This is a genomic window from Micromonospora sp. C81, from assembly GCF_018070425.1.
GTDB lineage: Bacteria > Actinomycetota > Actinomycetes > Mycobacteriales > Micromonosporaceae > Micromonospora > Micromonospora zamorensis.
Genome location: NZ_JAGPXS010000004.1, coordinates 317,679 through 344,262, shown reverse-complemented (window position 1 = coordinate 344,262; position 26,584 = coordinate 317,679). Strand labels below are relative to the sequence as shown.

The 26,584-nt window shown below is 73.2% G+C and carries 23 protein-coding genes and 1 riboswitch; of the genes, 7 read left to right on the top strand and 16 right to left on the bottom strand.

The genetic code is table 11. The features are described 5' to 3' along the window. Positions 1-109: 109 nt before the first annotated feature. The 7 genes from mnhG to KBX46_RS10315 form a co-directional block, all read right to left on the bottom strand. Positions 110-469, bottom strand: coding sequence for a monovalent cation/H(+) antiporter subunit G (gene mnhG, locus KBX46_RS10345; RefSeq protein ID WP_141912432.1), 360 nt, complete (start codon positions 467-469; stop codon positions 110-112). Then, positions 469-732 (bottom strand): monovalent cation/H+ antiporter complex subunit F, encoded by a 264-nt coding sequence (locus tag KBX46_RS10340; protein ID WP_088946747.1) that lies wholly within the window; start codon positions 730-732, stop codon positions 469-471. Before KBX46_RS10340 ends, mnhG begins: the two co-directional genes overlap by 1 nt. Then, the gene (locus KBX46_RS10335; protein WP_210792242.1) at positions 729-1,340 is read right to left on the bottom strand and encodes a Na+/H+ antiporter subunit E; all 612 of its coding nucleotides are present in this window, start codon (positions 1,338-1,340) and stop codon (positions 729-731) included. The genes KBX46_RS10340 and KBX46_RS10335 overlap by 4 nt, the downstream gene beginning before the upstream one ends. Beyond that, positions 1,337-2,842 (bottom strand): Na+/H+ antiporter subunit D, encoded by a 1,506-nt coding sequence (locus KBX46_RS10330; RefSeq protein ID WP_210792240.1) that lies wholly within the window; start codon positions 2,840-2,842, stop codon positions 1,337-1,339. Before KBX46_RS10330 ends, KBX46_RS10335 begins: the two co-directional genes overlap by 4 nt. Then, positions 2,842-3,321, bottom strand: a complete 480-nt coding sequence (locus KBX46_RS10325) for a Na(+)/H(+) antiporter subunit C (RefSeq protein WP_088946744.1) — start codon at positions 3,319-3,321, stop codon at positions 2,842-2,844. The genes KBX46_RS10330 and KBX46_RS10325 overlap by 1 nt, the downstream gene beginning before the upstream one ends. After that, positions 3,318-6,152, bottom strand: a complete 2,835-nt coding sequence (locus KBX46_RS10320; protein ID WP_210792238.1) for a Na+/H+ antiporter subunit A — start codon at positions 6,150-6,152, stop codon at positions 3,318-3,320. Before KBX46_RS10320 ends, KBX46_RS10325 begins: the two co-directional genes overlap by 4 nt. A 100-nt stretch (positions 6,153-6,252) precedes the next feature. Beyond that, positions 6,253-6,639 carry a hypothetical protein gene (locus tag KBX46_RS10315; RefSeq protein WP_210792236.1) on the bottom strand — a complete coding sequence of 129 codons (387 nt, stop codon included), beginning with the start codon at positions 6,637-6,639 and terminating at the stop codon, positions 6,253-6,255. Between the two features lie 177 nt (positions 6,640-6,816). Here KBX46_RS10315 and KBX46_RS10310 point away from each other — a divergent pair, with 177 nt between their 5' ends. Then, positions 6,817-11,463: an ATP-dependent helicase gene (locus KBX46_RS10310; RefSeq protein ID WP_210792234.1), complete on the top strand. Its 4,647-nt coding sequence runs from the start codon at positions 6,817-6,819 to the stop codon at positions 11,461-11,463. 154 nt (positions 11,464-11,617) lie between these two features. On the opposite strand, the gene KBX46_RS10305 is transcribed toward KBX46_RS10310, so the two are convergent. Next, complete coding sequence (locus KBX46_RS10305; RefSeq protein WP_210792232.1) at positions 11,618-12,184, bottom strand: hypothetical protein; 567 nt, start codon at positions 12,182-12,184, stop codon at positions 11,618-11,620. Positions 12,185-12,331: 147 nt separating this feature from the next. On the opposite strand from KBX46_RS10305, the gene KBX46_RS10300 reads away from it, so the two are divergent. Further along, positions 12,332-12,829, top strand: a complete 498-nt coding sequence (locus KBX46_RS10300) for a GNAT family N-acetyltransferase (RefSeq protein WP_210792230.1) — start codon at positions 12,332-12,334, stop codon at positions 12,827-12,829. Positions 12,830-12,912: 83 nt separating this feature from the next. After that, positions 12,913-13,155 carry a CPCC family cysteine-rich protein gene (locus tag KBX46_RS10295; RefSeq protein WP_088946738.1) on the top strand — a complete coding sequence of 81 codons (243 nt, stop codon included), beginning with the start codon at positions 12,913-12,915 and terminating at the stop codon, positions 13,153-13,155. 27 nt (positions 13,156-13,182) lie between these two features. Here the strand turns inward: KBX46_RS10295 and KBX46_RS10290 are convergent, their stop codons facing one another. After that, positions 13,183-14,448 (bottom strand): hypothetical protein, encoded by a 1,266-nt coding sequence (locus KBX46_RS10290; protein ID WP_210792229.1) that lies wholly within the window; start codon positions 14,446-14,448, stop codon positions 13,183-13,185. A gap of 109 nt (positions 14,449-14,557) precedes the next feature. On the opposite strand from KBX46_RS10290, the gene KBX46_RS10285 reads away from it, so the two are divergent. Continuing rightward, complete coding sequence (locus KBX46_RS10285; protein WP_210792227.1) at positions 14,558-15,394, top strand: DNA-formamidopyrimidine glycosylase family protein; 837 nt, start codon at positions 14,558-14,560, stop codon at positions 15,392-15,394. A gap of 166 nt (positions 15,395-15,560) precedes the next feature. After that, entirely contained in the window at positions 15,561-19,166 is a 3,606-nt protein-coding gene (locus KBX46_RS10280) for a hypothetical protein (RefSeq protein ID WP_210792226.1), read from the top strand. Between the two features lie 32 nt (positions 19,167-19,198). Here KBX46_RS10280 and KBX46_RS10275 read toward each other — a convergent pair whose 3' ends face one another. The 7 genes from KBX46_RS10275 to KBX46_RS10245 form a co-directional block, all read right to left on the bottom strand. Beyond that, positions 19,199-19,987: a hypothetical protein gene (locus tag KBX46_RS10275; protein ID WP_088946734.1), complete on the bottom strand. Its 789-nt coding sequence runs from the start codon at positions 19,985-19,987 to the stop codon at positions 19,199-19,201. Positions 19,988-20,010: 23 nt separating this feature from the next. After that, on the bottom strand, positions 20,011-20,883 hold the full coding sequence (locus tag KBX46_RS10270; protein ID WP_088946733.1) for a PspA/IM30 family protein: 873 nt from the start codon (positions 20,881-20,883) through the stop codon (positions 20,011-20,013). A gap of 199 nt (positions 20,884-21,082) precedes the next feature. Next, positions 21,083-21,523 (bottom strand): helix-turn-helix domain-containing protein, encoded by a 441-nt coding sequence (locus KBX46_RS10265; protein WP_088946732.1) that lies wholly within the window; start codon positions 21,521-21,523, stop codon positions 21,083-21,085. 242 nt (positions 21,524-21,765) lie between these two features. Further along, complete coding sequence (locus tag KBX46_RS10260; protein WP_210792388.1) at positions 21,766-22,323, bottom strand: CinA family protein; 558 nt, start codon at positions 22,321-22,323, stop codon at positions 21,766-21,768. A 198-nt stretch (positions 22,324-22,521) separates the two neighbouring features. Continuing rightward, on the bottom strand, positions 22,522-23,115 hold the full coding sequence (pgsA, locus tag KBX46_RS10255) for a CDP-diacylglycerol--glycerol-3-phosphate 3-phosphatidyltransferase (protein ID WP_210792224.1): 594 nt from the start codon (positions 23,113-23,115) through the stop codon (positions 22,522-22,524). Between the two features lie 77 nt (positions 23,116-23,192). Further along, positions 23,193-24,701, bottom strand: coding sequence for a 30S ribosomal protein S12 methylthiotransferase RimO (gene rimO, locus KBX46_RS10250; RefSeq protein ID WP_210792222.1), 1,509 nt, complete (start codon positions 24,699-24,701; stop codon positions 23,193-23,195). Between the two features lie 88 nt (positions 24,702-24,789). Next, the gene (locus tag KBX46_RS10245; RefSeq protein ID WP_210792216.1) at positions 24,790-25,713 is read right to left on the bottom strand and encodes an ornithine cyclodeaminase family protein; all 924 of its coding nucleotides are present in this window, start codon (positions 25,711-25,713) and stop codon (positions 24,790-24,792) included. Between the two features lie 92 nt (positions 25,714-25,805). Beyond that, positions 25,806-25,879: riboswitch (guanidine-III (ykkC-III) riboswitch) on the top strand. A 56-nt stretch (positions 25,880-25,935) separates the two neighbouring features. Between KBX46_RS10245 and KBX46_RS10240 the strand changes: the two genes are divergently transcribed. Both KBX46_RS10240 and KBX46_RS10235 read left to right on the top strand, forming a co-directional pair. Further along, entirely contained in the window at positions 25,936-26,250 is a 315-nt protein-coding gene (locus KBX46_RS10240; RefSeq protein ID WP_179782620.1) for a multidrug efflux SMR transporter, read from the top strand. Positions 26,251-26,324: 74 nt separating this feature from the next. Then, on the top strand, positions 26,325-26,570 hold the full coding sequence (locus tag KBX46_RS10235; RefSeq protein ID WP_210792214.1) for a hypothetical protein: 246 nt from the start codon (positions 26,325-26,327) through the stop codon (positions 26,568-26,570). The last annotated feature ends 14 nt before the right edge of the window (positions 26,571-26,584 follow it).

Sequence of the window (26,584 nt, the reverse complement as noted above, 5' to 3'; positions counted from 1 at the left end):
GACTCCGCTGGGGGTGGGCCGAAGGAGCGGATCGTCCGGTTCGCCGACACCATCCCAGGCCGTCACGCCGGCCCCGCCGCACGCCTTCACGCGGCCCCGCCCCAGGCCGTCACGCCGGCCCCGCCGGCCCCGTGCCGGAACCGCGTTCGGCCAGCTCATCGGCGTCGAGGAGACTCCGATCGAGTCGCCCCGACCGGTACGCGGCCCGCCCGATCATCTGGGCCGCGACCGGTGCGGTCGCCAACTGGAAGACCGCCACGAGCAGGATCATGCCCAGGTCCGCCGGGGACCGCAGCCGCAACATGATCCCCAGCAGCAACAGCAGCACCCCGAGCACCTGCGGCTTCGTGGCCGCGTGCATCCGGCTCAGCGCGTCCGGGAACCGCAGCACGCCGATCGCGGCGGCCAGGCCGAGCACGGCACCGGCCACCAGACAACCGGCGCCCAGCCAGTCCGCGATGGTGGCGATCACTGCTGCTCCCGGACCGCGAAGCGGACCAGCGACACCGAACCCACGAAGCCGAGCAGGGAGAGCACCACCAGCACGGGCAGTGTAGTGGCGTGCCGGTTGACCGCCGCCTCGGCGCCCACCGCGCCGACCATGGTGGCGAGCAGCATGTCCGCGGCGATCACCCGGTCCACCAGTGACGGGCCCCGGTAGAGGCGCACCAGCGCGAGCAGCGCGGTCACCGACAGCAGGACGGTGAGGACGACGGCCAGGAACGTGGTCACGAGCGGGTTCCCTTCTCGGACGGGTCGGTCTCGATACGGCGCAGTTCGGCGGCCGAGCCCACCGCACGGACGATCCGCCGCTCGATGGTGAGGGTGCGTTGCCGGGCCACCTCCAGGTCAGCCGGCCCGTGGGTGTCCAGCACGTGCAGGTAGAGCGTTCCGGAATCCCGGTCCACCTCGAGGATCAACGTGCCCGGCACCAGCGAGACCGCCTCGGCGGTGAGCGCCAGGTTCAGGTCGCTGGGCACCCGCAACTGGACCCCGATGATCGCGCCGCGCGGCCGGTAGCCGGGTTGCACGGCGATCCGGGCGACGTGCAGGCTCGCGCTGACCAGCTCGACGACGAACCGGCCGGCGAAGACCAGCAGCGCCCCGGGCCGCAGCCGGCCGCCGAAGCTGACCGCCGGCAGCGGGTAGAACACCAGCACCGCGCCCCCCACCAGCAGGCCGCCGATCAGGTTGCCCCAGCTGACGTCGCCCCAGAGCAGGTTCCAGACCACCACCAGCCACCCGAGTGCCACCACCTGGTCGCGCCAGCGCCCGAGCCGGCCACGCCCCACCACGGCGGGCCCGGGGGCGTCGGGAGCCGGCTCGGGGGTGCCGGTCACGGCACACCGCCCGGCAGCACGGCATGCACGTACGGGGTGCGCAGCCGCAGGTCGGCGGCCGCGTCCGTGGTGACGTCGAAGAGCGGACCGGCCAGCAGGGTCAGCCCCAGCCCTAGGGTGACCAGGGCAACTGTGGCCCCGATCATCAGCCTCGGCAGTGGGACGGCCGGCTCGCTGGTGGCCAGCCGGGGCGCGCGCCAGAAGGCGATGTTCCACACCCGGGACGCCACGTAGAGGGTGAGCAGGCTGGTCACCGTGCCAGCCGCCACCAGCACCCCCGGCAGCGGCCCGCCGGCCGCCACGCCGGCCTGGAGCAGGCCGAGCTTGCCGAGGAAACCGGAGAACGGCGGCACACCGGCGAGGTTCATGGCCGGCACGAAGAACAGCACACCCAGCAGCGGCGCCACCCGGGCCAGCCCGCCGATGCGGCGCAGGTCGGTGCTGCCCGCGCGCTCCTCGACCAGCCCGGCGACGAGGAACAACGTGGTCTGGATGGTGATGTGGTGCACCACGTAGAAGATCGCGCCGGAGAGCCCGGCGACAGTGCTCAACGCCACCCCGAAGATCATGTAGCCGATGTGGCTGACCAGGGTGAACGAGAAGAGCCGCTTCAGATCGGACTGGGCCACCGCGCCGAGGATGCCGATCACCATGGTCAGACCGGCGACGACCATGAGCAACGTGTCCGCTTGCCCACCGGGAAACAGCAACGTCTCGGTGCGGATGATCGCGTACACGCCCACCTTGGTGAGCAGGCCCGCGAAGACGGCGGTGACCGGGGCCGGCGCGGTGGGGTAGCTGTCCGGCAACCAGGCCGACAGCGGGAAGACCGCCGCCTTGATCGCGAACGCCAGCAACAGCATCAGCTCCAGGGCCAGTCGGACGCCGTCGGGCAGGTCGTCGAGACGCTGGGCGAGCTGGGCGAGGTTGAGCGTGCCGGTGGCCGCGTACACCAGACCCACCGACGTCAGGAAGATCATCGAGGAGAGGATGCTGACCACCACGTACGTCGACCCGGTGCGGATCCGGGTCTCGGTGCCCCCCAGCGTGATCAGCACGAAGCTCGCGGCCAGCAGGATCTCGAAGCCGACGAAGAGGTTGAACAGGTCACCGGCCAGGAACGCGTTGGTGACGCCCGCGGTGAGCACCAGGTACGTCGGGTGGAAGATCGACACCGGGGCGGACTCGCTCGTCTCGCTGCCGCCCTGGCCGATCGAGTACAGCAGCACGCAGAGGGTCACCGCCGACGAGACCACCACCATCAGCGCGGCCAACTGGTCGGCGACCAGCACGATGCCGACCGGTGCCGGCCACCCACCGACCGCCACCACCACCGGCCCGTGCCGGTATGCCTGCACGAGCAGCAGCAACGCCACGGCGAGCGTGCCGCCCAGGCAGGACACGCTGATCGCGCGTTGGAGTCGGGGCTTCCCGGCCAGCAGCAGGGTCAGCGCCGCACCGAGCAGTGGCACCACCACCGGCAGCGGCACCAACGCGCTCATCACGACTCCTTCCCCCGTCGGAGCCGACGGCGGGCGGGCTCGGGATCGACCTGCTCCGGGTCGGCGTCCGGGCCCTCTCCACCGTGGTCGACGGCGCCCGCCTCGTTCCGGTCCGCCCGGCGGATGATCTGCCGGTCCTCCAGGTCGTCGGGCACCTCGTCGTCGCCGGTGAGATACCAGCTGCGGTACGCCACCGCGAGCAGGAACGCGGTGAACCCGAAGGTGATCACGATGGCGGTCAACACCATCGCCTGCGGCAACGGATCACTCATCTGCCCCACCGCACCGGTGCCGACGATCGGCGCCCCACCCGAGCGCCCACCCAGCAGGATCAACAGGTTCACCCCGTTGCCGAGCAGGATCACCCCGAGCAGGATCCGGGTCAGGCTGCGCTCCAACAGCAGGATCACCCCGCACCCGACCAGCACCGCGACGGCCAGCACCAGCACCAGCGTCGGTCCCGCACCGCTCTCCGTCATGCCCGGTCCCCCTTGTCGACGGCCAGGCCGCCGGTGGCCGTTCCGGTGGCCTCGATGTGCCGGTCCACCTCGGCGCCGAGGCTGCGCAGGATGTCCAGCACCAACCCGATCACGACCAGGTACACACCGATGTCGAAGAAGAGCGACGTGACCAGGTGGACGTCCCCGATCAGCGGCAGGGACCGGTCGACCTTGGCGCTCTCCAGCACCGACCCGCCGACCAGCAGCGCCACCACTCCGCTGCCCACCGCCATGGCCAGGCCGGCGCCCAGGATCGGACCGGCGCCGACCGGCGCCGCCTCGGTCAGCTCGTACCGACCGCCGGCCAGATAGCGGACCACCAGGGCGAGACCCGCCACCAGACCGCCGGCGAAGCCACCGCCCGGCGCGTTGTGCCCGGAGAACAGCAGGAAGAGAGAGAACAGCACCACGGTGTGGAAGATCAGCCGGATGACCACCTCCAACACGATCGAGCGGCGCTCCTCGTAGAGGGTGGGACCGCCGCGCAGCCACACCGGCCGGCCGGGTTCGTCCACCCGCTGATCCGACTCCGGCCGGCGCGGTCGCGGCCCGGTCCGGGACCGCTCGAAGATCAGGCTGGCCACCCCGGTCGCGGCCACCACCAGCACCGACAGCTCGCCCATGGTGTCCCAGGCCCGGATGTCGACCAGTGTCACGTTGACCACGTTGCGGCCGTACCCCTCCAGCACCGCCAGGTCCGGGAAGGCGGCACTGATGTCCGGTGCCCGGCGGGCGCCGACGGCGGTCAGGGCCAGCCCGGCGGCCACCACACCCACCGCCACCCCGATCGCCCGACGGACCCAGCGGGTCCGCCGCAACGGACGGGCCGAGAAACGCTCCGGCAGGCGCCGCAGCACCAGCACGAAGACCGCTATCGTCGCGGTCTCCACCAGGAACTGGGTGAGCGCCAGGTCGGGCGCGCCGTGCAGGACGAACAGCATCGCGGTGCCGTAGCCGGTCATCCCCACCAGCAGCATCGCGGTCAGGCGACGGCGGGCACCGACCGCCAGCACCGCGGCGACCGCGATCACCAGGACGACCACCGGTTGCAGCAGGTTGTCCCAGAGCGGGATCCGGGCCCTCCACGGGCTGGCGGAGACCATCGCCGTGCCGGGCACCAGCACCAGGGTGACCAGGATGATGCCCAGATACTGCGGCAGGGAACCGCGCTGGGTCGCGCCGGTGACCTCGATGGCCAACCGGTCGAACCGGCCCACGATCCACTCGTACCCCTGATTGCCTCCCACCGGCGAGCGGAGCCGGGCCAGCACCGGGGCCAACGGCCCGCGCACGGCGAACAGCAGGCCGCCACCGACGAGCGCCACCACGGACAGGGCGAGCGCCGGGGTCGGCCCGGACCACAGCGCCAGGTGCGCGTCGACCCCACCGAGCAGATCGGCGTACGGACGCAGCAGCTTGTCCAGCACACCCGCGGCCGGACCGGCGAGCAGACCGACCCCGGCGAGCACCGCCGGCGGGACCAGCAGGGACGCGGCGATGGGTTCCGACTGGACCGGTTCCACCCCCGGCCGGTCGGCGAACGCGCCCCAGAGGAAGCGGGCGCTGTAAGCGACGGTGAGCACCGTCCCGGCGACCAGGCCGGTGAGGAGCACCGGCTGATCGGTGAACGCCCCGAACACCGCCTCCTTGGACACGAAGCCGACCAGCGGCGGCACACCGGCCATCGACGCCGCGGCCAGCACCGCGACCACGAACAGCGGCCTGGACCAGTGCCGCAGCCCGGACAGCTCGCGCAGGTCACGGGTGCCGGCGCCGTGGTCGATGACGCCGACGACCAGGAACAACGCCGACTTGAACAACGCGTGCGCCAGCAACATCGCCGCGCCGGCCAGAGCGGCGTCCGGGGTGCCGGACCCGGTCACCGCGATCAGGAGGCCGAGCTGACTGACCGTTCCGTACGCCAGCAGCAGCTTCAGATCGGTCTGCCGCAACGCGGCCCAACCGCCGAGCAGCATGGTGGCCACGCCGGCGATCTGCACCACCGGTCGCCACGGACCGACAGTGGCGAGCGCCGGCGCGAGCAGCCCGACCAGGTAGACGCCGGCCTTGACCATGGCGGCGGCGTGCAGGTACGCGCTGACCGGCGTGGGTGCCGCCATCGCGACCGGCAGCCAGGAGCTGAAGGGCAGGATCGCCGACTTGGACAGCGCACCGGCCAGGATGAGCAGCACGGCGCCCACCAGGTAGCCGCCGCCGGGCAGTGGCTGGGCGACGATCTCCGACCAGCGGTAGGTGCCGGCGTGCTCGCCCAGCATGATGAACCCGACCAGCATGGCGAGCCCACCCAGCGTGGTGACGGTCAACGCCTGCGCCGCCGCCCACCGGCTGGAGCGCCGTTCGGTGCTGTGCCCGATCAGCAGGTAGGAGAAGATCGTGGTCAGTTCCCAACCGACGTAGAGCAGCAGCAGGTCGTCGGCGAGGACCAGGACGAGCATCGCGCCGGCGAACGCGACCAGGACCCCGGCGAACTGCGCGAGGCCGGTCGAGCGGGCGTCGAAGTAGCGGGCACTGTAGATGAGCACCAGCGCACCGATGCCGCCGATCAGCAGCGTCATCAACCAGGACAGCGTGGTGAGCCGCAACGCGATGTCCAGGCCCAACTGCCCGATCCACGGGTACGTCTCGACCACAGCCCCGCCGTCGCTGACAGCCGAGGTGCGGGCCAGCGCCCAGCAGAACGCGGCGGCTGGCGCCAGCGCCAGGGCGTAGCAGGCATTGGATCCCCACCACCGCACGAGCAGAGGCGCGGCGAGAGCCGCCACGAGGTGGAGGACGAGCAGTACCAGCACCTGCGCTCCCGATCGAGGTGGCCGACGCCCGTGCAGCGGTGGCGCCTAGCAGCGATCAGACGCCAGTTCGTGGCCCTCCGGGCGGTTTTGCCAGAATTCGTCAGTGAAGCAGGGTGTTGGCCAGGGGTTGGGCATCGTCGTGTGCGGGGCGGTCGCGGCGCAGCTCGGCCAGCAGGTCGAGGCGGCCGAGCTGACGCGCGACCCGGTCGACCACCCGTTCCGCGGCGGCCAGTGAGCGCACCGACAGCAACCGGCCTCGGCTCTCCCGGCGCAGCACGAAGTAGTGGACGGCGACGCGCACCTGACCGCGATCGGCGGCGCTCGCCTGGGCGGTGCAGAGGACCAGCTCCCGCAGGCAGTGGGCGAGGCGTTCGGCAAGGTCGAGCTCGGGGCCGTGCAGGCCGCCACGGAGAGTGGCAAGGTGGCTGTCGACCTTGCGAATCAGCACGTCGGTGCCCGGTTCGATGGTGCGCTGCTCGCCGGCCATCAAATCCCCTCACCCCGGTTCGCGTTGCGGGTGAAGTTACTTTATGTTGCTCCGTACAAGCAAGCAGTTAAGTGAGACTTAACGGATCAAGCGCACCTTCCACGCTTTTTGCTAGTCTCGGGGCGCATTCCCCCGGGGTCGCTCGTGGTTGTCGTACCGGCGGGGCACGATGGATCGGTGACCGGGGCAGACGCAGACGCCGGCGCGGTGCTCGCCGGGTTCGGTCCGGCCACCCGCGCCTGGTTCGACGCCGCCTTCGCCGCTCCCACCGCCGCACAGACCGGCGCCTGGCGCTCGGTCGCAGCCGGTCGCAACGCCCTCGTGGTGGCACCCACCGGCTCGGGCAAGACGCTCGCGGCCTTCCTCTGGTCACTGGACCGACTCGCCCGCGAGCCGGCACCGGCCGAGGCCCGCCAGCGGTGTCGCGTGCTCTACGTCAGCCCCCTCAAGGCCCTCGCCGTCGACGTGGAGCGCAACCTGCGCGCCCCACTGGCCGGGATCCGGCAGGCAGCGACACGGCTGGGCGTCGCACCGCCCGACATCACCGTCGGCATGCGCACCGGCGACACCCCGGCCGACGAGCGGCGCGCCTTCGCCCGCACCCCACCGGACATCCTCATCACCACTCCCGAGTCGTTGTTCCTGCTGCTCACGTCCGCGGCGCGCGATTCGCTGCGCGGCGTCCAGACGGTGATCGTCGACGAGGTGCACGCGGTGGCCGGCAGCAAACGCGGCGCCCACCTCGCCCTCTCCCTCGAACGCCTCGACGAGCTGCTGCCCGCTCCGGCGCAGCGCATCGGGCTCTCCGCCACCGTCCGCCCGATCGACGCCTGCGCGCAGTTCCTCGGCGGCGCCCGCCCGGTCGACGTGGTGCAGCCGGCCACCGCCAAGACCATCGAGGTCAGCGTGCAGGTCCCGGTGGAGGACATGACCCGCCTGGACGAGCAGGAGCAACCGGAGGACGACCTCGGCGGCCTCGGGCCACGCCGCGCGTCGATCTGGCCGGCCGTGGAGGAGCGGGTCTTCACCCTCATCGGGCAGCACCGCTCGACCATCGTCTTCACCAACTCGCGCCGCAGCGCCGAGCGCCTCTGCGCCCGGCTCAACGAGCTGGCCGCCGAGGCGGTGGCCGCCGCGTCGGACGACGGCGCGATCGGCGTACCGGGAGGGTTGCCGGCCGGCGACGACCCGGCGGGTGGCGCGCAGCGGTGGGGTGACCCGGCCGGTCCGGTGCGCAACCGGCCGCCGGCCGAGGTGATGGCCCAGTCCGGCGCGGCCACCGGCGCGGCGCCGGTGATCGCTCGCGCCCACCACGGCAGCGTCTCCCGGGAGGAGCGCAAACACATCGAGGAGGCGCTCAAGTCCGGCCAGTTGCCGGCGGTGGTGGCCACCTCCAGCCTGGAGCTGGGCATCGACATGGGCGCTGTCGACCTGGTGGTGCAGATCGAGGCGCCGCCCAGCGTGGCCTCCGGCCTGCAACGGGTCGGCCGGGCCGGGCACCAGGTGGGCGCGATCTCGCGCGGGGTGGTCTTCCCCAAGCACCGCGGCGACCTGCTCTCCTGCGCGGTGGTCGCCGAGCGGATGGCCGACGGCGCGATCGAGGAGCTGCACTACCCACGCAACCCACTGGACGTGCTGGCCCAGCAAATCGTCGCGATGGTGGCACTGGAGCCGTGGCCGCTGGGCGACCTGGCCGTGCTGGTCCGCCGGGCCGCGCCCTTCGCCGAGCTGCCCGACTCCGCGCTGCACGCCGTGTTGGACATGCTCTCCGGCCGTTACCCGTCCACCGCCTTCGCCGAGCTACGCCCCCGACTGGTCTGGGACCGGGCCACCGACCTGCTCACCGGCCGTCCCGGCGCGCAGCGGCTCGCCGTGACCAGCGGCGGCACGATTCCCGACCGGGGCCTGTTCGGGGTGTTCCTGGCCGGCGCCGAGCGGGCCGCCCGGGTGGGCGAGCTGGACGAGGAGATGGTCTACGAGTCCCGGGTCGGCGACGTCTTCCTGCTCGGCTCCTCCTCCTGGCGCATCGAGGAGATCACGCCCGACCGGGTGCTGGTCTCGCCCGCCCCCGGTCAGGCCGCGCGGATGCCGTTCTGGAAGGGCGACCAGCTGGGCCGGCCGGTGGAGCTGGGCCGGGCCATCGGCGCCCGGGTGCGCACCCTGCTGCGACAGACTGACGAGGCGGCGCTGGCCGCCCTGCGTGACGGCGGTCTGGACGACTGGGCCGCCAGCAACCTGATGGCCTACCTGCGCGAGCAGCGGGAGGCCACCCGCTCGCTGCCCGACGACCGCACGGTCGTGGTCGAGCGGTTCCGCGACGAGCTGGGCGACTGGCGGCTCGCCGTGCACAGCGTCCTCGGCGCCCGCGTCAACGGGCCGTGGGCGCTCGCCGTGGGCCGCCGGCTCGCCGAACGGTACGGGGTGGACGCCCAGGTGATGCCCTCCGACGACGGCATCGTGGTCCGACTTCCGGACACCGCGGACGAGCCGCCCGGCGCCGACGTGGTGGTCTTCGAGCCCGACGAGATCACCCAGCTCGTGGAGGAGTCGGTCGGCACCTCCGCGCTCTTCGCCGCCCGCTTCCGGGAGTGCGCCGCCCGGTCACTGCTGCTGCCCCGCCGCGACCCGCGCCGCCGCCAGCCGCTCTGGCAGCAGCGCCAACGCGCCGCGCAACTGCTCGACGTCGCCCGCGAGTACGCGGACTTCCCGGTCACCCTGGAGGCTGCCCGGGAGTGCCTCCAGGACGTCTTCGACCAGCCGGCGCTGGCCGGCCTGATGCGCGACCTGGCCACCCGCAAGGTGCGGCTGGTCGAGGTCGAGACCAGCGCGCCGTCGCCGTTCGCCCGGTCGCTGCTCTTCGGCTACGTCGGCGCGTTCCTCTACGAGGGCGACGCGCCGCTCGCCGAGCGTCGCGCCGCCGCGCTCGCCCTGGATTCCACCCTCCTCGGTGAGCTGCTGGGCCGGGTCGACCTGCGCGAGTTGCTCGACCCGGCCGTGCTCACCGAGACCGATCGGCAGCTGCGCTGGCTGACCGAGCAGCGCCGCCCCCGCGATGCGGAGGACGTCGTCGAGCTGCTGCGGGTGCTCGGCGACCCGAGCGACGCCGAGTTGACCGAGCGGGGTGTGCCGGAGGCCTGGCTGACCGAGCTGGAGGCGACCCGCCGCGTGCTGCGGGTCCGCATCGCCGGCGAACAGCGCTGGGTGGGTGTCGAGGACGCCGCCCGTCTGCGCGACGCCCTCGGCGTGGCGTTGCCGGTCGGGGTGGCCGAGGCGTACCTCGCCCCGGTGGCCGATCCGCTCGGTGACCTGGTGGCCCGCTACGCCCGCACCCACGGGCCGTTCGCCGCGGCCAGCTGCGCGGCCCGCTTCGGGTTGGGCGTGTTCGTCGTCGAGCAGGCGCTGCGTCGGCTCGGTGCCACCGGGCGGGTGGTCTCCGGTGAGTTCACCCCGGATTCGGCCGGCGCTCAGTGGTGCGACGCCGAGGTGCTGCGGATGCTGCGCCGCCGCTCGCTCGCGGCGCTGCGCCGGGAGATCGAGCCGGTGCCACCCCGGGCGCTGGCCGCGTTCCTGCCCCGCTGGCAGCAGGTCGGCTCGTCCGCCCGAGGTGTGGAGGCGCTCGCCGCGACGGTGGAGCAGTTGCAGGGCGCGGCGGTGCCGGCGTCCGCCCTGGAGCGGTTGGTGCTGCCCGGTCGGGTCGCCGACTACTCCCCTGCCCAGCTCGACGAGCTGTGCGCCAGCGGGGAGGTCCTCTGGGCCGGGTCGGGAGCGATCTCCGGCGGCGACGGTTGGGTCACCCTCGCGTACGCGGACGCCGCACCGCTGCTCCTCCCGCCGCCCGACGAGGCGCTGACCCGCACTCCGCTGCACGACGCGGTGCTCGACGCGCTCGGCGACGGGCAGGCGCTGTTCTTCCGGCCGCTGGCCGACCGGGTCGGCTCGACCGACGACGCGGCGTTGACCACAGTGATCTGGGATCTGGTGTGGGCCGGGCACCTCACCAACGACACCCTGGCGCCGCTGCGCGCGGTGCTCGGTGCGGGCGGGGCACACCGCTCGCGGCCCTCCGCGCCGCGCACCCGTTACCGGCGGCCCGGTCGGGTGGCGCTGCCCACCCGGGGTGGTCCGCCGACCGTCGCCGGTCGCTGGTCACGCCTCCCGGAACGGGACGTCGACCCGACGCGACGTGCCGCCGCGCTCGCCGACGTCCTGCTGGAGCGGCACGGGGTGGTCACCCGCGGCGCGGTGATGGCCGAGCAGGTGGTCGGCGGCTTCTCTGCGGTCTACCCGGTGCTGTCGGCGTTGGAGGAGCGTGGCGCGGCCCGTCGGGGTTACTTCGTCGAGGGTTTGGGCGCGGCGCAGTTCGCGGTGCCCGGCGCGGTGGACCGGCTGCGCGCCTTGGCAGAGCCCGCCGACGGCGCCCGGGGCCGGGGCACCCCAGCCACGGTGCTCGCGGCCACCGACCCCGCCAACCCGTACGGCGCGGCGCTGCCCTGGCCGGAACGGGTGCTCGACTCCGGCGACGGGGCCGCCCCGGCGACCGGGCACCGGGCCGGCCGCAAGGCCGGTGCGCTGGTGGTGCAGGTTGGTGGCGACCTCGTCCTCTACGTCGAACGCGGCGGCCGCACGCTGCTCTCCTTCAGCGACGACACCGACACCCTGGCCGCGGCCGGCAAGGCGCTCGCCGACGCCGTTCACTCCGGGGCGTTGGGCGCGATGTCGGTGGAGCGGGCCGACGGCGAGGCGGTGCACTCTTCACCGCTGCGCGACGCGCTGACCGCCGCCGGTTTCCGGGCCACCCCCCGCGGCCTCCGCCTGCGCGGCTGACCCGCCAGCCCGCCCGGCCGCGCCCGACCGCCCGCTCGGCGCTTGTCGGGCGATGCCACACAGACCCTGATGCCTGTGAGTCATCAAGATGACTCACAGGCATCACACTCAGAAGAGCGACATGCCCCGGCCCCGCCGACGCCAGGCCCGGTGCTCAGCGCAGGCCGTCGAGCACCTTCTCGTAGCGCGGGCGGTCAGCAGCCGGGGTCTTCGCCTCCAGATAGTTCAGCACCACCGCGCCACGCTGGTACGACTGGCCACCCCAGGTTTCCGCGATGTCACTGGCACTCGTGTCGTCCGGGAACACGTAGACCGTGACCGCGTCGGTGGCGATCAGCTCGGAGCAGCCCAGACCGAGGCCGTCCGGGCCACAGTCGACGGAACGGTCCTTCGGGCGCGGCACCTTCAGGCCAGCGGCCCGGAAGGCGTCGACGACCTGCTTCGCACCGGGCGCACTGGCCGGCCGTTTTGGCAGCACCACCGGTGGCGGGCTGGCCGGTCGGCGCTGGGTCGGACCCTGCGCCCCGGCGGAAGGTGACACCGGGGCGACCAGCGCGCTCGTGGTGGGGGACGTCGGCGCGCTCGGAACGCCGGTGGGGGTCACCTCGGACGAGGCGGATGGGGCTGCGCTCGACCGGCCGTCGTCGTCACTGCCGCAACCGGCGGTGAGGGCAACGGCGACCAGCAGGGCTCCGACGGCGGGCAGGCTCCGAATTGTCACCAGGGCAGTCTGCCCAACGGCTTCCGGCGACGGGAGGGGCCGGTCGGTCACTGCGCTGTCCCGTATCCGCCACCCACCGCTGGACCACTCGACGCAGGTACGATCCCGGCCGGCAGGGCGGCGACGGCGACGAGCGGAGGCCGGGGCGTGGGTGGGTTCGAGGTACGGGCGATCCGACCCGACGAGCGGACGGCGGTCGACGCGCTGCACGAGCGCGAGTGGGGCGGCCCGTACGTGGTCGCACACGACACCCGCCACGACCTGCGTACCCTGCCGACCCTGGTGGCGGTCGACGACGCCGGGGCGGTGGCCGGCGCGTTGACCTACAACGCGGACGAGGACGGCCTGGAGGTCGTCAGCCTGGTCGCGGCCGTGCCCGGCGGTGGGAGCGGCACGGCGCTGCTCACGGCGGCGACGGCCACCGCCGTGGCGATGGGCCTGACCCGCGTGTGGTTGATCACCTCGAACGACAACCTGCGGGCGCTGCGGTTCTACCAGCGGCGCGGCATGCGGCTGGTCGGCGTGGACCGGGGCGCGGTCGATCGGGCCCGCCTGCTCAAGCCGGAGATCCCTTTGCTGGGCGACGACGGGATCCCCCTGCACGACGAACTCATCCTGGAGTGGCGGCCCGACGCCGGGCGTTAGCCCACGGTGGGGCTCCCCGGGGTGTCTCCCGAGGGACCTCCTGCGGGTATCGGGCCGATGTTCGACTGTGGAATGCTGCCCCGGTGGGTGAACAAGTGGTTCCCGTGGGTTGTCCCTGCTGTGCATCCCGGACCGGCGGGGGGACCTGCCCGGTCTGTTTCTGGACCGACGACGGCCAGACCGACGCGGACGCCGACGCCGTCCGGGGTGGCCCCAACGGCGACCTGAGCCTCTCGCACGCCCGACTCAACTACGCCGTCTACGGTGCCAGCCACCCGCGCTACCAGGACATGGTGCGCCAGGCCCGCCCCGACGAGCGCCCCTGACGCAGCACTCGACGGGGCGGGCACGGGTCAGCAGACCGGCACGCTGCCGCCGTACACGCTCGAAATGTAGGCGTGGCTGACGTACTGGCCGGTGGTCAGGCGGTTCCAGCGGGTGGTGGTGCGGTACGGGCCGGCCACCGACTGACCGGTGACGTAGCACTGGATCGGCACGTGGGCCAGCCGGGCGGCGAGACCACGGGTCGCGTACGACGTGCTGGCCCCGGAGCGGATGTTGAGCGGGCCGTCACCGACCACGCCACGCGGCCCGCCGCCGGTCCACAGGTAGGCGACGTCCACCCAGGCGTTCGTGGTCAACCGCAGGCCGTCCCAGAAGGTGCCGTCGGCCAGGTCGATGCCAGCCGGGTTGAGCACCGTACGCCCGAACTGGTCCCGCCCGCCGTTGTAGCCGGACTGGTACGCGGCCTGCGCCTCGGGCCGGCCCTGCGGCAGGTTCTTCCAGTTCTCCCGCACCGACGAGGGGTTCCAGTAGTCGTCGCGGGTGTTCCACGGACCGACGTCCCAGACCGGGGCGTACTCGCAGCGGGCGCCGCTGGTCGTGCAGACCCGCACTGTGTAGTCGCCGGTGTTGAGTGGGGAGAGACCGCGCCGCGACGGGAGTGCCACGAAGTGGTCCCGGGGTTGCACGGTACGGCCGTTGGCGGTCACCTCGCCGACCAACCCGATACGGGTGGCGTACACCCGGTAGGTGCGGCCGGGCGTGGCGGCGGAGACGGCGGCTGTCGCGTCGGCGGTGAGCCGCACGCCGCTCACGGTCGCGGTGGCCCCGCCGTTGGGCGCGGTCAGCACCACCCGGGTCTGCACCCGGGTGACCGGCCGGTCGAAGACCGCACCGCCGGTGGCGGCCTGCCACTCCGTCCAGCCGGCGGTCCGCCAGCCGCGGACCTGCGCCTCCACTGTCGCCCCACCGGGGACCGAGGCGCTGATCTCGGCGCGGACCCGGGTGGCCGGTCGGGCCAGGGTGCGGGGCGTGGTCAGCAGCATGCCTTCGGCGACTGCGCTGTGTGGGCTTCGGGCGCGGTGGCCGGTGGCCCTGGCCTCCCGCAGTCGCAGCCCGGCAGAGGTGCGGCGGACGTTGACGTCGTCGCGGTCGACGACCGAGACATCGACGTCCCACCGTTCGCCACCGGGCGCCCCGGCGGTGAGGATGATCGGACTGCCGGCGACGGGTGTGGCCCGGTCTGCGCTGGTGGCGGGCAGGAACGCGGCGGCGAGCAACAGGGAGAGAGTGGCGACGAGGGCGACGGATGGAATACGACAACGAGGTCGCGTCATGGGCATTCTCCTCAGAACCCCCTGACCTTCGCATGTCGGGAGATCATGAGGAAGCTGTGTACAAATAGCGACACATGCGAATATTGCTCAAAAGAGGGAGGATGGCAGGGTGCCCGAAGGCGACACCGTCTGGAACACCGCGCGCGTGCTGCACCGCGCGTTGGCCGGCGCGCGGATCACCAAAAGTGACTTCCGGGTGCCGCAACTGGCGACCACCGATCTCAGCGGCTGGACCGTGCGCGAGTCGGCCAGCCGGGGCAAGCACCTGCTGCTGCGCCTCAGCGCCCCCGACAGGAGTCCCGCAGGGCGACCCGCGCCCGACGCCCTCTGGACCCTGCACTCGCACCTGCGGATGGACGGCGCCTGGCGGGCGTACGCCCCGGGGGAACGGTGGGGCGGACGGCCCGCGCACCTGATCCGGGTGGTGCTGCACAGCCCCGGCGCTGTCGCGGTCGGCTACCACCTGCACGAGATGACCCTGCTGCCGACCGCCGAGGAGGACCGACTGGTCGGCCACCTCGGCCCCGATCTGCTCGGGCCGGACTGGGACCCGGCCGAGGCGGTCCGCCGGCTCGCCGACCACCCGGAGCAGACCATCGGTGAGGCGCTGCTCGACCAGCGCAACCTGGCCGGAGTGGGCAATCTCTACAAGTGCGAGGTGCTGTTCCTGCGGGGTGTGTCGCCGTGGACGCCGGTCGGCGCGGTGCCGGACCTGCCCGGCATGGTGGCCCTCGCGCAACGGTTGCTCGCGGCCAACCGGGGACGGTGGACGCAGAGCAGCACCGGCTCCCTGCACCGGGGGCAGACCAGCTACGTGTACGGCCGCCGCGCCCAGCCGTGCCGCCGCTGCGGCACCGCGATCCGCAAGGAGGAGCTGGGCGAACGGGTCACCTACTGGTGTCCGGTCTGCCAACCCGAGCACCCGGACCGGCCTGAAACCGGCTGACCAGGCCGGCCATTCACCAACGCCACGCCAGAAACGGACGATTGGGTAATTCCTATCCGGCCGCCGAAGTCGCATGCTGCGGTTGAACCCTCACCGACCGTCAGCACAGTGCCGAGGTCCGCCACGCCGGGGTGGCGGACGTCGCGCCCCGACCCCGGGGAGAGTCATGGCGATGTTCCGCAGGCTCCGCTCCACCTTCTTCGAGCGGACCACCCGCCAGACCAACGGCCGGACGGCGTCCGTGCCGGCCGCGCGTACCGCCGAGGAGACCACGCCGGCACCGAGTCTGGACCCGGCCGTGGTGCCGCGCAGCTTCGGTCCCGTGCCGAACTTCGCCCACAGTCCTCGCCCGGCGCGTGACCCCGCAGGGCGGGTGGTGCCGGGCACCGGGCTGCGCAAGTTCGTCGACCCGCTGCCCGTTCCGGGCCAGCAGAGCCGCACCGACCTCGGCAGCCACCTGCCGGTGGCAGCCCCGGACACCATCAGCTACCCGGGATGCGACTACTACGAGATCGGCCTCCAGGAGTACGCGCAGCGGCTGCACCGGGACCTGCCGGCCACCCGGCTGCGCGGCTACCGGCAGCTCAACCTGGGCACCGACGAGACGGGCCACAACACGGTGGCACCCCCCGAACGGCCCTGGCACCTCGGCCCGATGATCCTCGCCCGCCGGGGTCGACCGGTCCGGGTGAAGTTCATCAACCAGCTCCCCACCGGCCGGGCCGGCGAGTTGTTCCTGCCCGTGGACGACACGATCGAGGGTGCCGGTCCCGGCCCGCTGGACGGGCCGGCCCCGTACCCGCAGAACCGGGCGGTGCTGCACCTGGCCGGGGTGCAGACCGGCTGGACCAGCGCGGGCAACCCGGGGGAGTGGATCACTCCGGCCGGGGAGATCACCCCGTACCCGACCGGGATGGGCGTGACGCCCGTGCCGGACATGCCGGCGCCGGGTGCCGGGGCCACCACCCTCTACTACCCGAACGAGCAGAGCGGCCGACTGCTGTGGTTGCACGACAACACCCTCGGCCTGGCCCGCCTCACCGTCTACGGGGGTCAGCTCGCGCTCTACCTGCTCACCGACCCGGCCGAGGACCAGCTCGTCGCCGACGACGTGCTGCCGGCCGACCAACTGCCGCTGGTGATCGAGGACAAGACGTTCGTGCCGGACGACACCCAACTCGCCGCCGAGGACCCGACCTGGGACCGGGAACGCTGGGGTGCCCGGGGAAGCCTCTGGCATCCCCACGTGTACCAGCCGCGGCAGAACCCGTACCGGTCCGGCGGACGCAACCCCACCGGTCGGTGGGACTACGGCCCCTGGTCGCGCAACCCCACCCCGGGCGGCACCCGCACCGACGGGTGGGCCCCGAACCCGCACCACGACCCGGTGGACGCGCCGGACGAACCGCCGCTGAGCCCTGGGCTGCCGCACCCGTCGGCGGTCCCCGAGGCGTACGGCGACACCCCGCTCGTCAACGGCGTCGCCTACCCGTACCTGGAGGTTCGGCCGCGCGCGTACCGGTTCCGGATCCTCAACGCCTGCCTGGACCGCAGCCTCAACCTCCAGCTCTACCGCGCCTGCTCCGACGCGGCGATGTGGACGGCCGACGGCGCGCTCGCCGACGCCGACGCCGGCGAGGTGCCGATGGTGCCCGCCGTGCGGGCCGCGGACCGACCGGCCGGGTGGCCGACCGACGGACGCGACGGCGGCGTGCCGGACCCGCGCACGGCCGGGCCCGAGTTCATCCAGATCGGCAACGAGGCCGGGTTGCTGCCCGCCCCGGTGGTGCTGCCGAACCGGCCGATCGGCTACCGGTACGACCGGCTCGACCCGACAGTGCTGAACGTCGACGGGCACACCCTGCTGCTCGCCCCGGGTGAGCGGGCCGACGTGCTGGTCGACTTCTCCGCCGTGCCACCGGGCAGCACGCTGATCCTGTACAACGACGCCCCCGCTCCGCTGCCGGGCTACGACCCCCGCTACGACCAGCACACCGACGCAGCGGACCGGACCGCCGAGGGTGGCCCGCCGCCTACCGAGCCGGGGTACGGCCCGAACACCCGCACCCTGCTCCAGTTCCGGGTGACCGGGACACCCGCGCCGCCGTACGACCTGGCCCGCCTACGGGAGAGGCTGCCCCTGGCGTACGCGGCCAGCCAACGCCCGCCGATCGTGCCGCAGCCGGCGTACGACCCGGCGTTCGGCACCCGCACAACGTCGGAGACGGCGGTGCCGGTGCACGCCACCACTGTGACGTTCACTCCGGCGGGCGGTGCCGGCCCGGTGACCCTGCCGATCGCGGTCAAGGCCGCCCAGCAGGTCTTCGAGCCGGATCACGGCCGGTGGGCCGGCCGGCTCGGCGTCGGGCACCCGCACGCCGGGCCGCTCAACCCGACGACGTTGCCGCTGGGCCCGACCGATCCGGTGACCGAGGTGCTCTTCGCCACCGATCCCGCCGTACCGGTGGGCACCCCGACCGATGGCACCCAACTCTGGCGGATCAGTGGCAACGTCCGGCAGACCGAGCCGCTGCACTTCGGCGGCTGCGACGTGCAGGTGGTCAACCGGGTCGGCTGGGACGGCACGCTGCGGCCGCCGCACGGCACGGAGCTGGGCTGGAAGGACGTCGTCCGGGTCAACCCGCGGGAGGACGTCGTGGTGGCGTTGCGCCCGGTCGCCCCGGTGCTGCCGTTCAAGCTGGGCGACAGCGTCCGGCTGCTCGACCCGGGCCTCCCGGCCGGGGCGCGCACCGGGTCGACGCCGGTCAGCCCCGCGGACGGGCGGCCCGCCACGGTGGTCAACCAACTGGTCAACCTGGGCTGGGAGTACCGCTGGCACAGCCACCTCGCCGGCCACCGCGACGGCGGGATGACCCGGCCGCTGGTGCTGCGGGTGGCGCCGAAGGCACCGACCGGGCTGACCGCCACACCGGCGCCCGGCTCGGCCACCGCGCTACCCGCGATCGCCCTGGCCTGGACCAGCAACGGCGGGCGACCACCTGCCACCAGCCACCTGCTGCAACGGGCCACCGACGCGACCTTCGGCGGCGAGGTCACCACGATCACCGTCGCGGCCGCCGCCACCCGGTACACGGACGCGACAGTCACCCCCGGGGTGACGTACCACTACCGGATCCGGGCGGAGAACGCCGTCAGCTACTCGTCCTGGTCAAACGGGGTGCCCGCCTCGGTGCACCTGGCGGCACCGAGCGGCCTGGTCGCGGCGCTGCCGCCAGCCGCGCCGTTGCGGGTGGCGCTGCGCTGGTCGAACCGGTCCTTCGCCACCGGCATCGACGTGCAGCGGGCGACCAACCCGACGTTCACCAGCGGCCCGGGCACCACGGCGATCGGGGTCAGCGACAACCACCTGGACGTCACTGTCGCACCGGACACCACGTACTACTACCGGGTTCGGACCACCTACCTGGGCGCCGCCTCGGCCTGGTCGACAGTCGCCACGGTGAGCTGCCCACCCGCACCCGGCACCCCCAGCGGGGTGAGCGCCACGGCCAGCGCTCCCGGGCCGGACACGGCGACGGTGATCCTGGCCTGGGCGGCGAGCACACCCACCGGCCCCGGGTCCGGGTTCATCGTGCAACGGGCACTGGACCCGGCATTCGACCGGGAGGTCGCCACCTTCACCGTGACCGGTCGAGGCTTCACCAACACGGGGCTGGCCCGGGGCGTGACCTACCACTACCGGATCCGGTCGTTCAACGTCGTGGGCAATTCGCCGTACACCGGCCTGGTGCTGGTCACGACACCACAGTGACCGGCCCGACGGGCCGGCCGTCGGCGCTGCCCTCAGCGGGTCGGTGCGCGCAGCGGCGTGCCGACGGCGCGCAGCTCGGCCAGGGCGCCGGCGACGCCGTGCAGCAGGTCGGTCGCCTCGGTGAGCCGGTCGGCGGCCGGGTGGGCGGCCTCCGGTCGGGCGTCCTCGGCCAGGTAGCCGGCGGCAGCGACCACCAGTCGCTCGTAGGCCGCGACCCCGCTCTCCAGTTGGCCGGTCAGCACGGCGTGCGCCTCGGCCAGCGGCGCCCGGGCGTCGGCCGGGGCCAGCCGCAGCGCACGTTCGACGCTGGCCACCCGTGCGGCCAGGTCGCGCAGCGAAGCATCGGCGGTGGCGGCCTCCTGCACGGCCGGCCCGGCCAGCCCGGTGAGTCGGGGGGCCATCCCGGCCAGGGTGAGTGCCGCCCGATCCAGTCGGGCCCACTGCTCGCCCGCGCTGGTGCCGCGCAGGGCGATCCGGGAGCGGACCCGGCGAACCTCGGCCAGCACGCCCGGGCCGACCGGCAGCCGCTCGACGGCGGCGATCAACCGGGCCCGCGACCGGGCCGCGGCCTCGGCCGGGTCGAGTGCGGGAGGCGCTGGCTGGGCGGCCAGGGCGCGCGCGTCGATCCACCGCCAGGCGGCGAGCGCCACCGCGCTGCCCGCGGCGCCGGCCCAGGCCGCGTCGGGCAGACCAAGGCCGGCGTACGGGGTCAGCACCGCCGCCGCGCCGCCGAGCCCACCGGCCAGCACGCTCCACCGCCGGGCGGAGCGGCGAAGCCGGTCCAGCCTCCGGAAGTATCGAGTCCGCTCGTCTGCTGCCACCCTGACCCCCTCGGTCCGGTCGTTCAGCCGGCGGCGGTCGGGTCGCCGGTGCCGCGCTCGCGAGCCATGCTGGCGCGCAGCTCGTCCAGCCGGGCGGCGGCCGTCGGGTCGGTGGCCGGGCCGGCCTTCTCGCCCTGAGGCACGGCCGGTCGCTGCGACGCGCCGCCGAGCTGCTCCCCCGCCATGCTGGATCGGATCTGCTCCAGCCGGGCGGAGCCGGCCGAGTCGATGGTTGACTTCTGGATCTCCAACATCCGGCCCTCGACGGAGTTGCCGGCCAGCTCGGCGCGGCCCATCGCGTTGGCGTAGCGCCGCTCGATGCGGTCGCGCACCTCGTCCAGGGACGGGGTGTTGGTGGGCGCGGTCAACGACGACATCGACTCCAGCGAGCGGGCCACCGTCTCCTGCATCTTGGCCTGCTCCAGCTGGCTGAGCAGCTTGGTGCGCTCGGCGAGCTTCTGCTGGAGGATCATCGAGTTGTTCTCGACCGCACGGCGGGCCTGGGCTGCGGCACCCAACGCCTGGTCGTGCAGGGTCTTGAGGTCTTCGGTGGCCTGCTCGGAGGAGACCAACTGGGTGGCCAGGGTCTGCGCCGACTGCTCGAACCGCACGGCCTCGGCCTCGTCACCCTTGGCCCGGGCCTGGTCGGACAGCACCAGGGCCTGTCGGGCGTTGCCCTGCAACCGCTCGACCTCAGACATCTGCCGGGACAGCTTCATCTCCAGCTGACGCTGGTTGCCGATCACGGCGGCGGCCTGCTGGACCAGCGCCTGGTGCTGCCGCTGGGCATCCTCGATGGCCTGCTGGATCTGCACCTTGGGATCGGCGTGCTCGTCGATCTTCGCACCGAAGAGCGCCATCAGGTAGTTCCAACCCTTGACGAACGGGTTCGCCATCTCCGCGGTATCCCCTCAGTAGCGTCGCTCCACCACAGCCGGGCCGGATGGACCGACCGACCACGACCGGCCGGTCTCCATCGTCCCAGCCGAACGCCAACGAGGCATCCGTACGGGGCGGTCGACGGCACCGGCAGCTCCTGCGGGCCACCCTACGCGGCCGGGGCCAGCCCGCCCATGGTCAACCGGAAGGACGGGCTCAGGCCGCGCAGACCACGTCCCGATCGCGCTCGTTCGGGCGGACGCGGGCACTGCGCAGCGTGGCCTTGAGCGGCGAATCCTGACGGACCGACACGGCGACCTTGCCATCGGAGGTGACCTGACGCACACCCCGGTTGGTGCTCTTGGACGCGGCCGAGGAATCGGCCTGCTCCTCCTGCATCGAGACGAGCACCCCGGGCATCTGCTCGGCGAGCGCCACGGTGTCGCTCACCTCACGCAGCAGCTCGGACAGGCGCGCGCCGAGGGCGTCGCAGATCGCGGCGAGCAGCTCGCTGGACGGCTCCTTGTGCCCCCGCTCGATCTCGGAGAGGTAACCGAGGCTGACGTTGGCGGCGGTGGAGACCTCACGCAGCGTGCGCTGCTGGCCTTGCCGGCGCGCCCGCAGTGCGTCACCGATCACCCGGCGTAGCAGGATCATCGCACCTCCCCCTGAGGGATACCTCGCGCCCGCCGTTGGGCAGCCGGTCGCGGCGGACCGCGCCGACCCCGAACGTCGGAGCCTTCCCGCAACCGTACCCGTTGCGGGCCCGGCCGACATCCCGCCCCGCCCGTCGGTTCGCCGGCGCGGGCTCACCGGCGCGCGGCGTCGGCCGTTCCGGCCCTGTCCCGGGTGCCCCCGGCGGTCTCGGCTGGATCTTCCGGCCCGTCGACTTCTGGGGCCTAGGGGTGGTCGGTTGCGGGTTCGGGGACCTGGGCGTCGGGGTCGGAGCCCTGGGCGTCGGGGTCGAGGTCGGGGTCCTTCACGTCGGCGTCGTGGATCCGCTCGGCGAGTAGCCGCAGAGCCTCGATCACCGCGACCGCGCGGACGTGGTCCCGCCCGCCGTCCAGGTCGAGCTGGCGGACCTCCCCACCGTTGGGACCGGCGACCGCGACGTAGACCAGGCCGACGGGCTTGTCGTCCTGCGGTTCGGGGCCGGCGACGCCGGTGGTCGCCACCCCCCAGTCCGCGCCGCAGCGCTGGCGACCGCCCTCGGCGAGGGCCGCCGCCACGTCCGGGTCCACCGGGCCCCGCTCGGACAGCAGGTCGGTGGGGACGCCCGCCAGGGTGCCCTTCAACTCGGTGGCGTAGACCACGAGGCCACCCCGGTAGATCCCGCTGACCCCGGCGATGTCGACGATCGACGCGGCCAGCGACCCGCCGGTGAGCGATTCGACAGTCGCGAGGGTCTCGTGCCGCTGCACCAACCGGTGCACCACACCTGCCGCCGCGCTGCCCATCACGGCCTCGTCCGACGCCGCACCATCCGACGGCCGCTCGACACCACCACTAGCCTCGCGCTGCATGAATTCGTCCTTCCCCACCCAACGGCCCCCAACCCTGCCGACCCGATCGCGTCGATCATGAAGTTATCGCCACGACACGCCGCTGCGGATGGCAACAACTTCATGATCAACAGAGGGGTGGGGGTTGGTTTTTCAGCGGGGGCGGCGGAGGCGTAGGGCCTGGGCTATGTAGTCGAAGCCGGTGGCTACCGTGACCAGCACGGCGGCGGCCATGATCCACGGGCCGACGGCGGCCAGGGCGGCCGGCATCGGCCAGAGGTACCAGGCGATGGCCAGGATCTGGAGCGCCGTCTTGACCTTGCCGCCTCGGCTGGCAGCGATCACACCGTGCCGGATCACCCAGAACCGCAGGCCGGTGATGCCCAGCTCGCGGACGAGGATCAGCGCGGTCACCCACCAGGGCAGAAGGTCGTACCAGGAGAGCAGCACCAGGGCCGCGCCGGTGAGCGCCTTGTCGGCGATCGGGTCGGCCACCTTGCCGACCGAGGTGACCAGCCCGAACCGGCGGGCGATCCAGCCGTCCACCAGGTCGGTCGCCGAGGCCACCGCGAAGATCAGGCACGCCGCCATCCGCCAGCCGGAGTGGGTCATCCCGGACACCACCACCGAGGCGGCGAAGACCGGCACCAGCACCAGCCGCAGGGCGGTCAGCGCGTTGGCCGCGTTGAGGACGGGCACCACCGCCACCACCGCCCGGCCGGGCGTCGACTCCGTCGCCCCGGTCACCGCCGCACCCCGCTCGGGTCGCCGTGGCGTTCCCGGTACCGCACCACGTGGCTCCCCCGCTCCGCTCGGGCCCGCCGTCACCGTGCCGCGCCGGGCGCCGCCGAGATCATCTCATCCGGCACGGCGAGCAGGTCCACCCCTTCAGTGCCGGTCACCGTTGCGCGCACCAGGTCACCCGGGCGCAGCGCAGAGAGGTCGACCCCACCCTCGGCCGGGGCGACCAGGGTGGTGGAGCCGTCCACCTCCGGCGCCTGGTGCGCCGCCCGGCCCTCCACCACGCCGTCCTCGATCGTGTCGACAAGCACCTCGACCGACGAGCCGAGGCGGTCCTCGGCCCGCTGCGAGCAGAGCTCGTCGGCGAGCGCGCTGAGCCGGTCGTACCGTCGCTTGATCGTGGCGGCGGAGACCTTGCCGGGCAGGCCGGCGGCCTCGGTGCCGTCCTCGTCGCTGTAGTCGAACATGCCGATCGCGTCGAGCCGGGCCTCGGTCAGGAACCGCACCAGCTCGTCGACGTCGGCGCGCGTCTCGCCGGGGAACCCGACGATGAAGTTGCTCCGGGCGCCCGCGTCCGGCGCCAGCGCACGGGCACTCGCCAGCAGCTCCAGGAACCGGTCGGTGGAGCCGAAACGCCGCATCCGGCGCAGCACCGGCTCGCTGGAGTGCTGGAACGACAGGTCGAAGTACGGGGCCACGCCCGGGGTGTTGGCGATCGCCTCGACCAGCCCGGGCCGGGTCTCGGCCGGCTGGAGGTAGCTCGCACGCACCCGGACGATGCCGGTCACGGCGGCCAGCTGCGGCAGCAGCTTCTCCAACGCGCGGGGGTCGCCCAGGTCCTTGCCGTACGAGGTGGAGTTCTCGCTGACCAGCACCAGCTCCCGTACGCCGGACTTGGCCAGCCACTCCGCCTCGGCGAGCAGCTCGTCCGGCGTACGCGAGACGAACGCCCCACGGAAGGCGGGGATGGCACAGAACGCGCAGCGCCGGTCGCATCCGCTGGCGAGCTTCAGCGAGGCCACCGGGCCGGTGTCCAATCGACGGCGCAGGATCTGCCGCAGGTGTGCCGGGGTGTGCTCGTCGGTGTCGGTGGTGGTGCGGGTCACGGTGCCGTGCCCGGGCAGCGACACGCCGCTGTCGCGCCGCTTCACCGGGGTCAACGGCAGGAGCTCCCGCCGGTCCCGGGGGGTGTGCGCGGTGATCTGCTCACCGGCAACGACCGCGTTCAGCCGGGCGGCGATGTCCGGGTAGTCGTCGAAGCTCAACACCGCCTGTGCCTCGGGCAGGCTGTCGGCGAGCTCCCGGCCGTACCGCTCGGCCATGCAGCCGGCGGCGACGACCTTGGCCCCGGTGCCGGCGGCGGCGAGCAGGGTCTGGATGGAATCCTGCTTGGCCTTCTCCACGAAACCACACGTGTTGACGACCACCACGTCAGCGCCCTCGCCGTCGGTGCTCACCTGCCAGCCGTCGGCGTGCAGCCGGGCGGCCAGCTCCTCCGAGTCGACCTCGTTGCGGGCACAGCCGAGGGTCAGGAGGGCGACACGACGGCCCTCGGCGTGGTCGGAAGGAGAAGGAGCGGTGGCAGACACCATCCGAGGGTACCGGGCCGGCCGGGGAACCCCACGCACGCGGGCTGCGGGCACGACCCACGCACCGTCGTTCCGCCCCGCCCGCGGCCGGTCAGCGCGCCGCGACACCGACGCGGGTCAACGCGTCGAGCAGGAAGACCTCGGTCCCGGCCAGGCCGGTGGAGCAGAAGACGGAAACCTGGTCCGCGGTGGTCCGGCCGGGGACCGCGCCGGCCAGGATGCCGCCCAGGTCGCGCAACCGCTCGGCGTACGGGGGTGTGGCCGCGAGCATGGGCGGCTGGTAGTCCGCCGCCTGGGCCGGTGAGTCGGTGACCAGCAGGTCGGCGGTGTCCAGCAGGTCGGTGCCGAATTCGCTGCGGTTGAGTTGCTTGAAGCCGACGGCGTTGACGTGCGTGCCGGGGCTGAGGTCGGCGGCGCAGAGCACCGGGGTCGGGCTGGTGGTGGCGAGCACCACCAGGTCGCGCCCTGCGACGGCTGCGCCCGGGGTGGTCACCGCGCGGGCCGGCACACCCAGCTCGGCGCGGACCCGGGCGGCGAAGGCGTCCCGGCGGGCGGCGGAGCGGCTGTGCACCACCACCTCGCGCAACGGGCGGACGGTCGCGGCGGCCCAGACCTGCGTCCACGCCTGCCGGCCGGAGCCGATCACACCGAGGGTGGCCGCGTCCGGGCGGGCCAGCGCGTCGACCGCGAGGCCGCCCAACCCTCCGGTACGCCGGGAGCCCAACTCCTCGCCGACCGCCACCGCCCGGACCGCCCCGGTGCGGGCGTCGTGCAGCACCACCAACTGTTCGCCCTGCTCATGGCCGAAGGTGTCGTAGGAGCGGAAGCCGTACCACTCGCCGACCAGGTGCCCGGCGGTGAGCACCATCCGCCCGCCGTCGAGCGGGGCGGCGGTCCGAGGCGGAGCGATCAGCCGTCCCTCGTACGCGGCCAGGAGAGCGGCCCGCATGGCGGCGACCGTGGTGGCGGCGTCCAGCGCGGCGGCGACCTCGGGGTCGGCGTAGAGCAGAGTCATGCCAGCAATACTGCAAGTTGAAGTGAAGTGGAGGTCAACGGGCCGTGGCGGGAGTCACCGCCCGACGCCCGGCGCCGGTGCTAGCGTCGGCTTCGGTGGCCGGAGGATGCTCGTGGCCGCCCCGGACGAGTGGTGGGCGTACCCGGTCAGGCCAAGACGCCCCGTGTGACGTGCAGACTCGTCCCGGCGCGACAGCCCGGGCGCCTTTTCGTGAGGTGGACGATGGCTTGGCTCGTGCTGGTGATCTCGGGACTGTTGGAGACGGCCTGGGCGATCGCCCTGGACCGCAGCGCCGGCTTCAGCCGGCTGATCCCGTCCGTGGTGTTCGTGGTGACCCTGCTGCTGAGCATGGCCGGGCTGTCGTACGCCCTCCGGGAGATCCCGGTCGGCACCGGGTACGCGGTCTGGGTGGGCATCGGCGCGGTCGGCACCGCGCTGGTCGGGATGCTGGCGCTCGGCGAGTCGGCGAGCCTACCCCGGATCCTCTGCCTGCTGCTGGTGGTCGTGGGCGTGATCGGTCTGAAGATCTTCCACTGAGGAAGTACGCGTGACAAGTCCGCACAGTGGGTAGTCATCGATCCGTCACGACAGGCTCTCACACGGAGGAAGACATGGCCGACATGCCGAGCACCGCCCGTCCCCGCAGCAACGCCGCCCGCATCCTCACCATCGTGGGCTTCGTCTTCGCGGTCCTCGCCCTGCTGCTCAGCCCGATCATCTTCGGCGTGCTCGGCGTGATCGCGGGCATCGTCGGCGCCGTGCTCGGCGACAAGCCGCTCGGCTGGTACGCCGCCGCAGCCAGCGTCGTCGGCGCGATCCTCGGCGTGGTGGTCTTCGCCGCATTGATCAATAACTGACACGCTTTCCCAGC

Excerpts from the sequence above, each read along its gene's own strand:
- rimO (WP_210792222.1), bottom strand. The coding sequence starts at position 24,701 with ATGGTGTCTGCCACCGCTCCTTCTCCTTCCGACCACGCCGAGGGCCGT.
- KBX46_RS10330 (WP_210792240.1), bottom strand. The coding sequence starts at position 2,842 with ATGAGCGCGTTGGTGCCGCTGCCGGTGGTGGTGCCACTGCTCGGTGCG.
- KBX46_RS10265 (WP_088946732.1), bottom strand. The coding sequence starts at position 21,523 with ATGATCCTGCTACGCCGGGTGATCGGTGACGCACTGCGGGCGCGCCGG.
- KBX46_RS10280 (WP_210792226.1), top strand. The coding sequence starts at position 15,561 with ATGGCGATGTTCCGCAGGCTCCGCTCCACCTTCTTCGAGCGGACCACC.
- KBX46_RS10235 (WP_210792214.1), top strand. The coding sequence starts at position 26,325 with ATGGCCGACATGCCGAGCACCGCCCGTCCCCGCAGCAACGCCGCCCGC.
- KBX46_RS10240 (WP_179782620.1), top strand. The coding sequence starts at position 25,936 with ATGGCTTGGCTCGTGCTGGTGATCTCGGGACTGTTGGAGACGGCCTGG.
- KBX46_RS10325 (WP_088946744.1), bottom strand. The coding sequence starts at position 3,321 with ATGACGGAGAGCGGTGCGGGACCGACGCTGGTGCTGGTGCTGGCCGTC.
- KBX46_RS10245 (WP_210792216.1), bottom strand. The coding sequence starts at position 25,713 with ATGACTCTGCTCTACGCCGACCCCGAGGTCGCCGCCGCGCTGGACGCC.
- KBX46_RS10270 (WP_088946733.1), bottom strand. The coding sequence starts at position 20,883 with ATGGCGAACCCGTTCGTCAAGGGTTGGAACTACCTGATGGCGCTCTTC.
- KBX46_RS10290 (WP_210792229.1), bottom strand. The coding sequence starts at position 14,448 with ATGACGCGACCTCGTTGTCGTATTCCATCCGTCGCCCTCGTCGCCACT.
- KBX46_RS10315 (WP_210792236.1), bottom strand. The coding sequence starts at position 6,639 with ATGGCCGGCGAGCAGCGCACCATCGAACCGGGCACCGACGTGCTGATT.
- KBX46_RS10260 (WP_210792388.1), bottom strand. The coding sequence starts at position 22,323 with ATGGGCAGCGCGGCGGCAGGTGTGGTGCACCGGTTGGTGCAGCGGCAC.